Source organism: Kitasatospora sp. NPDC059812, from assembly GCF_042732075.1.
GTDB lineage: Bacteria > Actinomycetota > Actinomycetes > Streptomycetales > Streptomycetaceae > Kitasatospora.
On record NZ_JBHWIO010000024.1, the window covers coordinates 30,248 to 39,652 of the forward strand.

Consider the following 9,405-nt stretch of genomic DNA (forward strand, 5'->3'; position numbering starts at 1 on the left):
ACCTCACGGTTGAGAGCGGTTTATCCGTGAGGAACGCTAGCCGGTTCTCACGGATGAGCGCAAGCACTACCATGAGACTCATGACGGAGACCGCGGACACCGCCACCGACGAGACCGCCGTGCCACCCGCGCCGGGCGAGCAGCAGTACCCCTCGCTCGCCCTGGTCAACAGCGCCGTCACGCTGCCCGGCGGACACGTCGTCGACCGCCTCGGCACGCCGGCCGCCGCCGGCCAGTGGCTCCTGGAGCACGGCCTCGCCCCGGCCGACGCGGGCCTTCAGGAGATGTGCACGGCGCAGGTGCGCTCGATGCGCGAACAGGTCAGGACGCTGTTCGCCGCCCGCGTCGCGGAGCTGCCCGCACCCCCCTCCGCCCTGGCCGCCGTCAACGACGCCCTGACCCGTCTGCCCACGGCCCGGCTGCTGCGGTGGGACGACGGCAGCGGCCCCTACCGCGCGGCCCCCCACCCCACCACCGAGATCGTCGACCACGCCCTGGCCACCCTCGCCGCCGACGCCGCCGACCTGCTCACCGGGCCCGAAGCCGCCCGCCTCACCGCCTGCGGCTCCACCCCGTGCACCCGGTACCTCCTCCGGCACGGCCGGCGCCACTGGTGCTCCACCCGCTGCGGCGACCGCGCCCGCGCGGCCCGCGCCTACGCCCGGCGCACCCGGCCCCAGCCGGACTGACCGGGCCGGCGGCCTCGACCGGCGCCCCTGGCTGACGGCCCTGGTCGACACCCCTGGCCGGCGCGGGCCGCACCCCCCGGCGCGGTCCGTGCGAGCCGCGTTCGAGCGGGCCGAATGTCAGTGCGGCTCGCCATGATGGCGGTATGAAGGACGCAGCCACCCTGGCCTCCCCTGCCGCCCTGGCCTCCCCGCAGGCCTACGCCGACGCCGTCGCCGCCGCCGTGCGGGCCGCCGCCGCGTACTACGCCGACGGCTCCGCCCCGCTCGGCGACGACGAGTACGACGCCCTGGTGCGGGCGATCGAGGCCTACGAGCACGAGCACCCGGACGAGGCGCTGCCCGAGTCGCCCACCGGCAAGGTGGCCGGCGGCGCGGCGGTCGGCGACGTCCCGCACAGCGCGCCGATGCTCTCCCTCGACAACGTCTTCTCGGCCGAGGAGCTGGAGTCCTGGGCGGCCGGCCTGGAGCGCCGGCTCGGCCGGCCGGTCGCCGCCTGGTGCGTCGAACCCAAGCTGGACGGCCTCGCCGTCGCCGCCCGCTACCGGGCCGGCCGGCTCACCCAGGTGCTGACCAGGGGCGACGGCCTGGCGGGGGAGGACATCACCGCCGCCGCCGACGCCGTGCTCGGCCTGCCCGCCCGGCTCGCCGAACCGGTCGACGTCGAGCTGCGCGGCGAGGTGCTGCTCACCCACGAGCAGTTCGAGCAGGCCAACGCCGTCCGCACCGCGCACGGCGCCACCCCGTTCGCCCACCCGCGCAGCGGCGCGGCCGGCACCCTGCGTGCCAAGGACCGCGCCTACCGCGTCGAACTCACCTTCTTCGCCTACGACGCCCTCGGCCTGCCCGGCCTCGACCACGCCGACCTGCTCGCCCGGCTCGCCGTCCTCGGCGCCAACACCGCCGCCAGCACCGACGCCGCGCCGCGCCGCTGCGCGACCCTCGTCGAGGCGCAGCAGCGGATCGACGAGATCGCCGGCCTGCGCGCCGCACTGCCCTTCGGGATCGACGGCGTGGTGGTGAAGGCGGACGCGGTGGCCGACCAGGAGGCGGCCGGCTCCGGCTCCCGCGCGCCGCGCTGGGCGGTGGCCCGCAAGCTGGCGGCGCAGCACAAGGTCACCCGGCTGCTCGGCGTCGAGTGGAACGTCGGCCGCACCGGGATCATCGCGCCCCGGGCCGTCCTCGAATCGGTGGTGATTGACGGCATCACCGTCACCTACGCGACCCTGCACAACCCGGCCGACATCGGGCGCCGCGGGCTGATGATCGGCGACCAGGTGTTCGTCTACCGGGCCGGCGACGTGATCCCGCGGGTCGAGGCGCCCCTGGTCGACCAGCGCACCGGCGCCGAGCAGCCGATCGCCTTCCCCGAGGTCTGCCCGCGTTGCGGCGACGCCATCGACACCTCCGAGCAGCGCTGGCGCTGCGTGCGCGGCCGGGCCTGCCAGGTGGTCGCCTCGGTGATCTACGCGGCCGGGCGCGACCAGCTCGACATCGAGGGCCTCGGCGGCACCCGCGCCGTCCAGCTGGTCGAGGCCGGGCTGGTCGGCGACCTCGCCGACCTCTTCACCCTCACCCGGGAGCAGCTGCTCACCCTGGAGCGGATGGGCGACACCAGCGCCGACAACCTGCTCGCCGCCATCGAGACCGCCCGCAGCCGCCCGCTGAACCGGGTGTTCTGCGCCCTCGGCATCCGCGGCACCGGCCGGACGATGTCCCGCCGACTCGCCGCGCACTTCGGCAGCATGGCCGCGATCCGTGCCGCCGATGTCGAGGCGCTGGCCGGCGTGGACGGCATCGGGGTCGAGAAGGCCGCCGTGATCGTCGCCGAACTCACCGACGTGGCACCGCTGTTGGACCGGCTCGTGGCGCAGGGCGTCGGCACCGCGGTGACCGAGCCGACGGCTCCCGCCGCCCAGGCCGCGGACGGCGGCGCGGCGGCCGCGGACGACACCGCGGCGGGCCCGCTGGCCGGCCCGCTGGCAGGCCAGAGCGTGGTCGTCACCGGCAGCATGACCGGAGCCCTCGCCGAGCTCTCCCGCAACGCGATGAACGAGCTGATCGAACGCGCCGGCGGCAAGGCCTCCTCCTCGGTGTCCAAGCGCACCACCCTTCTCGTCGCGGGCGAGAAGGCCGGCTCCAAGCGCGCCAAGGCGGAGGAGCTCGGAGTGCCCGTCATGACCCCGGAGGAGTTCGCTGCCCTGGTCGCCGAGCAGCTCGGCTAGCTCCGCCAGGCCGGCCGGCCAAGCGGGCGGACAGCCGCGCAGCCGGGCAGGACCTGGGCCCGGAAGACCAGTTGATCGCCCGCGCCGGGGGTGCGGTAGGGTGGCCGACGCCGTGTATGACCGCGACTCAAGGAGGTGAGCCCCATTACCGGTATGTCCGAGCGGGTGCTCCCGGAGCGCGGCCGTGCGGGCGCGTCGCGCGCGTAGCGCGGACGCGTCGGCGCGGTGCCGGCCCTTGCGGGAGCCCTGACGGAGTCGTTCGTCCTCCTCCCGATTCCCCCAAGGGGTCCTCTTGTCGGTTTTTGCCTCCGCAGCTCTCCGTTCCTCGGTCGTCACCCGGCTGCGCGCCGCCGGTTGCGTGTTCGCCGAGGACGAGGCGCGGATCCTGCTCTCCGCCGCCGCCACACCGGCCGACCTGGCCGTGATGGTCCGCGCCCGGGCCGAGGGCCGGCCGCTGGAACACGTCGTCGGCTGGGCCGAGTTCGCCGGGCTGCGGATCGCCGTCGACCCGGGCGTGTTCGTCCCGCGCCGCCGCAGCGAGTTCCTGGCCGCCACGGCCACCGAGCTCACCGGCCCGGGCGCCGTGGTCGTCGACCTCTGCTGCGGCAGCGGCGCCCTCGGCGCCGCCGTGGCGGCCGCCGCCGCGCACCCGGTCGAGCTCTACGCGGCCGACGTCGACCCGGTCGCCGTCCGCTGTGCCCGCCGCAACCTCACCGGGCCCGGGGCCCCGGTCTTCGAGGGCGACCTGTTCGTCGCGCTGCCCGCCGCCCTGCGCGGCCGGATCGACGTCCTGCTCGCCAACGTCCCGTACGTCCCCAGCGCCGACATCGCGCTGCTGCCGCCGGAGGCCCGGCTGCACGAGGCCCGGCCGGCGCTGGACGGCGGCGCCGACGGTCTGGACGTGCTGCGCCGGGTGGCCGTCGAGGCGCCGCACTGGCTGGCCCCGGGCGGGTCGCTGCTGTTCGAGACCAGCGAACGGCAGACCCCGACGGCCCTGGCCGTCGCCCGCGCGGCCGGTCTCGACGCCGCCGACGCCTGGTGCGAGGACCTGGACGCGACGGTCGTCACCGCGACCCTGCGCTGACGGGGCTGCCGCCCGGACCCGCCTCGCCGCCCGCCGCCCGCCTCCCGCCTCCCGCCCCGCCCGCCGGTGGCGGGAGCGGGCTCGGCGGTCGGCTGGGCGCTCACAGCTCGCGGATCTCACGCCTGGTCAGCGCGTACCCGAACGCGCCCGTCAGGCAGAGCCCGGTCGTCGCGAACACCCCTTGACTCCCGAACGCGTCCACCGCCGCGCCGGCCGCGATCACCGAGATCGGGAAGACTCCCAGCGCGCAGAAGGTGACGGCCGCCATGACCCGGGCCAGCAAGGCGGGCGGGGTGCTCTTCTGCACGCCGGTGACGACCAGGACGTTGGTCACCGTGCTGGCGCCGCCGGCCACGCAGAGCAGCAGCACGGCGCCGACGAGGCCGACGAACGGCACCAGGCCGATCGCCACACCCATCACCAGTCCGGAGAGCATCGCCGTGCGGCCCCGCGAGCGGACCTCGGTGAGGCCGGCCGCGAACAGGCCGCCGACCAGCGCACCGCCGGTGAACGCGGCCAGCAGCAGGCCCAGCCCGACGGCACCGGCGTCGAAGCCGTGGGTGGCCAGGGTCGGCAGGGCGACGCGGGTGGCGCCGCCCACCGTCAGGTTCGCGATCACCGTCACCGTCAGCACCGCGCGCAGCAACGGCGATTCCCGCAGCAGGCGCCGGAAGTTCTTCGGCACGGAGGCACGTTCGGAGATCGGGCTGGGTGCTGCGACGAGGCTGCCGCGACCGATCAGCAGCAGCGTCGCCGCCGACACGGCGAAGGTCGCCGCATCCAGGCCCAGGGCGGCGGCCGGGTTCAGCCAGGCGACCAGCGGGCCAGCCAGCGCCGGACCGAGCAGACCGGCGCCGAAGGTGACCGTACTGTTCAGTGCATTGCCCGCGTGTAGGTCCTCGGCGGGCAGCAGGGTCGGGGTGATCGCCCAGGCGGCCGGCAGGAACACCCCTGCTCCGACGCCGACCAGCAGCGCGAGCCCGCCGATCAGCCAGAAGTTCGCCGCCCCGCCGGCGGCGATCGCGCACAGCCCGGCGGTGGCGAGCAGCCGGCCGAGGTCGGCCGCCAGCATCACCCGCCGGGCGCCGAACCGGTCGGCGAGCATCCCGCCGAGCGGGGTGGCGGCCAGCCGTCCCGCGCCGTAGGCGGCGACCACCAGGCTCAGCTGGCGGGCGCCTCCGGCGAGGGAGTAGACCAGCAGCGGCAGGGCGACCACCTGGAACGCGTTGCCGAACTCCGAGGTGCCCTGCCCGATCACCAGCAGCCGGAAGCCCCGCGCGCGCAGGGGCGCGACGCTGATCCGGGGGCGGAACCGCAACAGCCCCGCGGCGCCGCGCGCTCCTGCGCCGCCTGCTCCTGTGCTGCCCGTCCCCGCGCTGTCCGTCCCCGTGTCGCTTGCTCCCGCGCCGCTAGCCATCGAGCGAGACCGGCAGCGACTCCAGGCCGCGCAGCATGATCGTGTTGCGCCAGGGCAGGGTCTCCTCCGCGGCGGCCAGCTCGATCCGCCCGAAGCGCTCCAGCAGGCCGGTCAGCGCGACCTCGCTCTCCAGCTTGCCGAGGAAGGAGCCGAGGCACCGGTGCAGGCCCTGCCCGAAGGCCAGGTGGCCCGGATCGCCCCGGTCCAGGATCAGCCGGTCGGGATCGGTGAAGCGGGCCGGGTCCCGGTTGGCCGCGCCGAGCGAGAGCAGCACCAGTTCGTCCGCCGGGATCTCCACGTCGTCGACCATCACGTCGGCGTTCGTGAACCGCAGCGTGGCCATGCTCACCGGAGACTCGTAGCGCAGGAACTCGTCGATCGCGACCGGCATCGCCGCCGGGTTGGCGCGCAACCAGGCGAGCTGGTCGGGGTGGTGGAGCAGCGCCAGGGTGGCGGTGCCGAGCAGGTTGACGGTGGTCTCGTGGCCGCCGATCAGCAGCAGGAAGACCATCGAGAACACCTCCCGCTCGGTGAGTTCACCGGCGTCACAGGCCTGCACCAGGTCGGTCAGGATGTCCGCGCTCGGCGACGCCCGCCGGGCCGTCATCAACTCGCGCAGGTAGTCGTTCAGTTCGGCGGTGGCCTGGTCGAAGGTCATGTCGCCACCCTGGGTGAGGATCGCCGTCGACCAGGTGCGGAAGGCCTGCATGTCCTCCGGGGGGAAGCCCAGCAGCTCACAGATGATCATGATCGGCAGCGGGAAGGCGAAGTCCGTCACCAGGTCGGCGGTCTCCCGCCCGCGCAGCCCGTCCAGCAGGCCGTCGGCGATGCGCTCGACCAGCGGCCGCATCAGGTCGACCCGCCGGCGGGTGAAGACGCCCTGGATCAGCCGTCGCAGCCGGGTGTGGTCCGGCGGGTCGCTGTTGAGCATGTGGACCACCTCCGAACCGAGCGTCAGGCCGGAGCCCCGCCCGCTCGCGATGGCCTGGCTGCGGCGGACGTCCTGCCCGAAGCGCGGGTCCATCAGCGCGGCCCGGACGTCCTGGTAGCGCGTCACCAGGTAGACCGGCAGGCCCTCGCCGAACTCCACGACGGAGACCGCGCCGGCCTCGCGGATCCGGGCGAGCGTGGGGTAGGGGTCGCGGATGAAGGCGGACATCCGCGCGGCGGCGTCGTCGACCGCGGTGGTCATGGATCACTCCTCGGGCTCGAACTCCGGCAACTACACGGTCAGCGACGGGAAGGGCCAGCGGCGCACCCGCATGGGCAGGAACCAGGCGCGGCCGGCCTGTTCGGCGATCAGGCCGGCCGCGGCGAAGTCCTGGTGGACGGCGTCCGGCAGCCGGCCGACCTCGACGCCCTCGGCCAGCGCCTCGACCTGCGCCAGGTGGCCCGGCTCGTCGATGGTGAACAGCTCCAGCGTCCCGAACCGGCGGTCGCGCACCTCGACGAAGCCGGGGCCGCGCCGGAAGACGCACTTGCTCGGGTAGTACGTGGCGCGCCAGTCGGCGACGACGTCCTGGGGGCCGCCGGTCAACTGCTCGGGCGGGTACAGGTGGTGGAACCGGCGCTGCGCCGCGCAGCCGTCCGTGCAGTCGGCCTGCCAGAGCACGGCAAGCCCCTGCCCGGTCGCCTCGCGCAGCAGCATCAGCGCCCGCGCGGAGGCCGCCGGCGCGTCCGCGCAGAGCCGCACCGGCTCGGTCAGCCGCAGGCAGCGGACCCCGGCGCGGTGCAGTTCGGTGACCTCCGCCTCCGCCGGGCCGGACAGGGTGCGGCGACCGAGCGCGAAGCCCGGCAACTCCCTGGCGGCGGGGTCGTAGTCGAGCCAGAGCTCGACCTCCGGGCCGGCCGCGCGCCAGGAGGCGGCAACGGCCCTTCCCGCATCGGCCATTCCGGCATCGGTCCGTTCAGCCGATCGTGACGGCATCGAGCACCTCCTCGGCGCGAGGGCGGGTGGCGGCGGGGCCGTGCCGGTGCTGCATCCGCATCAGCACCTGGTTGTCGGACTCGACGGCGACCTGGAGGAAGCTGTCCCCGTCGTGGAACAGCAGGCCCAGCGCGGTGAAGCGCTTCAGCACCGGCCCGACCGCCGCCGCGCCGCCGGGGACCTTGGCGGCCAGCGCGGCGGTCGAGCGGGGCTGGTTCAGCAGCCGGAAGGCGGCGAGCTCCACCGGATCGGTCAGCTCGACCACCCGCCAGTCGTACTCGGGGCGGGTGTTGACGAGCGCGATCCGGCCGCCCGCGTCCCGGTAGCTGAGCCGACTGTCGGGGAACCGCGCGATCCAGGTGTCCACCGCCGCGCTCAGCCGCTCCGCGAGGTCGCCGCCGATCCCGCGTGGTGGCGCGCTGAACACGTAGGCCAGTTCGGCCAGTTCGCTCTGCGGCAGGCGGTAGGTCGCGCCGTACTGGAAGGCCGGCCGGGTGATCGCGAAGCCCAGTTCGGGCCGGTCGAAGTACGGGCTGAACCGCTCGATCGCGATCCGTCCGGCTCCGGTCGGCGGGTCCAGGTGGTGCAGCAGGGGCAGTTGGCGGATCACCGACTCGTAGTCGGCCGGCTGCTCGCCCGGGAAGCCGTAGAGGTAGTTCCAGCTCACCGACACTCCGGCGCTCTGCGCGTCCCGCAGCGCGCGGACGTTCTGGCAGCCCGTCACCCCCTTGTCCATGATCCGCAGGACCCGGGTGCTCAGGCTCTCGATGCCGGGCTGCACCTGGGCCGCGCCCGAGTCGCCGAGGAGCTGGAACTGGTGGCGGCGCAGGTTGGCCTTGATCTCGAAGTGCAGCCGCAGATCGACCGGGAGTTCGGCCAGTGACTTCAGGACGGTGTCGAAGTAGCCCATGTCCAGGATGTTGTCGACCACGTAGACGTCCAACAGCTGGTGGCGTTCGGCGAGCGTGAGCACCTCGGCGAGGAAGTCCGTCGGCGGCTTGGAGCGGAACTCCATCGAGGAGCCGTTGAGCCCGCAGAAGGTGCAGTGGTGCTTCTCGCCCCACCAGCAGCCCCGGGAGCCCTCGACGACCAGCTTGGGATCGACCCAGCCGGCCGCGACGGAGGCGTCGAGCCGCTCGTAGAAGCCGTCGTAGCGGGGCGCCAGGATCGCCGCGGGCGGCAGTGGACGCCTCGTCATCTCGTTGGCCGTCGACGTCCCAGAGTCGTCCCGCCAGCAGAGCCCGGGGACGGCGGAGAGGTCGCCGCCTTCAAGGAGCGCCGGGAAGGCGGCCTCGCCCTCGCCGCGCACCACGTAGTCCAGGAAGGGGAAGTTGCGGTGCAGCGCGGCGCCCTGCGGACCGTCGCAGTTCGCGCCGCCGAACACCGTGCGCACCTGCGGGCACCGCTGCTTGAGCAGCTTCGCGGCGGCGAGGCTCGCCGTGTTCTGCTGGAAGGTGGTGGTGAAGCCGACCAAGTCCGGTGGGTCGGCGGCGAGTTCGTCGACCAGTCGGGCGATGAACGCGGGGGCGATCGCGCGGGTGGCCCGGGTCAGTGCGATCTCCTGCTCGCTCGCACCGCTGGTGGCCAGGTACTCGAAGTAGGGCGCGAACTCGCCGTCGCTGTCGTCGATTTCGCTGTCGTCGCCGTTGACGCAGGCCTCGATGCCGGGGGCCGGGCCGTCGTCACCGTACAGCGCGCCGGCGAACGCCCAGTCGCCCGCGCCCTGGAAGTAGGACTTCTCGGAGAAGTACTGGTAGTCGTCCACGCCGAAACCCGCGGTCTCGGCGGCCCAGTCCACGAAGTCCAGGTTGGCGTACCGCACTTCGACCTGGTGGCCGGCGCGTGCGGCAGCGGTGTGCATGATCCCGAGCGCCAGCGACGGCACGTCGATCGCGCCCCAGGGCATGTGCAGCAGGACGATACGCATGGTGGCCACTTCTGTTGTTCGCCGGCGGTCGGTGAGGTGGGGGGGGGGGGGGGCGGGGGGGGGGGCGCGCGCGCTGGCCGGCGCAATGACCATGTCACGAGAGGGGGCGATCTGAGACGGGCAGAGAGTGTCGCGGACC

7 protein-coding genes are annotated in these 9,405 nt (G+C 74.3%); 3 read left to right on the forward strand and 4 right to left on the reverse strand.

Features of this window, described 5'->3' with window-relative positions; genetic code table 11:
* Positions 1 to 71 precede the first annotated feature (71 nt).
* The 3 genes from ACFV6D_RS15110 (at position 72) to ACFV6D_RS15120 (ending at position 3,995) form a co-directional block, all read left to right on the forward strand.
* Positions 72 to 689 carry a CGNR zinc finger domain-containing protein gene (locus ACFV6D_RS15110; RefSeq protein WP_380427429.1) on the forward strand — a complete coding sequence of 206 codons (618 nt, stop codon included), beginning with the start codon at positions 72 to 74 and terminating at the stop codon, positions 687 to 689.
* A gap of 143 nt (positions 690 to 832) precedes the next feature.
* On the forward strand, positions 833 to 2,911 hold the full coding sequence (ligA, locus tag ACFV6D_RS15115; protein ID WP_380559975.1) for an NAD-dependent DNA ligase LigA: 2,079 nt from the start codon (positions 833 to 835) through the stop codon (positions 2,909 to 2,911).
* Between the two features lie 292 nt (positions 2,912 to 3,203).
* On the forward strand, positions 3,204 to 3,995 hold the full coding sequence (locus tag ACFV6D_RS15120) for a putative protein N(5)-glutamine methyltransferase (protein ID WP_380377741.1): 792 nt from the start codon (positions 3,204 to 3,206) through the stop codon (positions 3,993 to 3,995).
* Positions 3,996 to 4,095: 100 nt separating this feature from the next.
* Here ACFV6D_RS15120 and ACFV6D_RS15125 read toward each other — a convergent pair whose 3' ends face one another.
* From ACFV6D_RS15125 to ACFV6D_RS15140, 4 genes are all read right to left on the reverse strand, one after another.
* Positions 4,096 to 5,313, reverse strand: coding sequence for an MFS transporter (locus ACFV6D_RS15125; RefSeq protein ID WP_363378646.1), 1,218 nt, complete (start codon positions 5,311 to 5,313; stop codon positions 4,096 to 4,098).
* Positions 5,314 to 5,404: 91 nt separating this feature from the next.
* Entirely contained in the window at positions 5,405 to 6,604 is a 1,200-nt protein-coding gene (locus tag ACFV6D_RS15130; RefSeq protein ID WP_380496192.1) for a cytochrome P450, read from the reverse strand.
* A gap of 30 nt (positions 6,605 to 6,634) precedes the next feature.
* A complete protein-coding gene (locus ACFV6D_RS15135; protein ID WP_380377743.1) occupies positions 6,635 to 7,303 on the reverse strand; it encodes a DUF5825 family protein in 669 nt (222 codons plus the stop codon).
* 16 nt (positions 7,304 to 7,319) lie between these two features.
* Positions 7,320 to 9,266 carry a RiPP maturation radical SAM C-methyltransferase gene (locus tag ACFV6D_RS15140; RefSeq protein WP_380559977.1) on the reverse strand — a complete coding sequence of 649 codons (1,947 nt, stop codon included), beginning with the start codon at positions 9,264 to 9,266 and terminating at the stop codon, positions 7,320 to 7,322.
* Positions 9,267 to 9,405 lie beyond the last annotated feature (139 nt).

Bases quoted from the DNA above. Each gene is read 5' to 3' on its own strand.
- ACFV6D_RS15130 (WP_380496192.1), bottom strand. From the start codon at position 6,604: ATGACCACCGCGGTCGACGACGCCGCCGCGCGGATGTCCGCCTTCATC.
- ACFV6D_RS15135 (WP_380377743.1), bottom strand. From the start codon at position 7,303: ATGGCCGATGCGGGAAGGGCCGTTGCCGCCTCCTGGCGCGCGGCCGGC.
- ACFV6D_RS15110 (WP_380427429.1), top strand. From the start codon at position 72: ATGAGACTCATGACGGAGACCGCGGACACCGCCACCGACGAGACCGCC.
- ligA (WP_380559975.1), top strand. From the start codon at position 833: ATGAAGGACGCAGCCACCCTGGCCTCCCCTGCCGCCCTGGCCTCCCCG.
- ACFV6D_RS15140 (WP_380559977.1), bottom strand. From the start codon at position 9,266: ATGCGTATCGTCCTGCTGCACATGCCCTGGGGCGCGATCGACGTGCCG.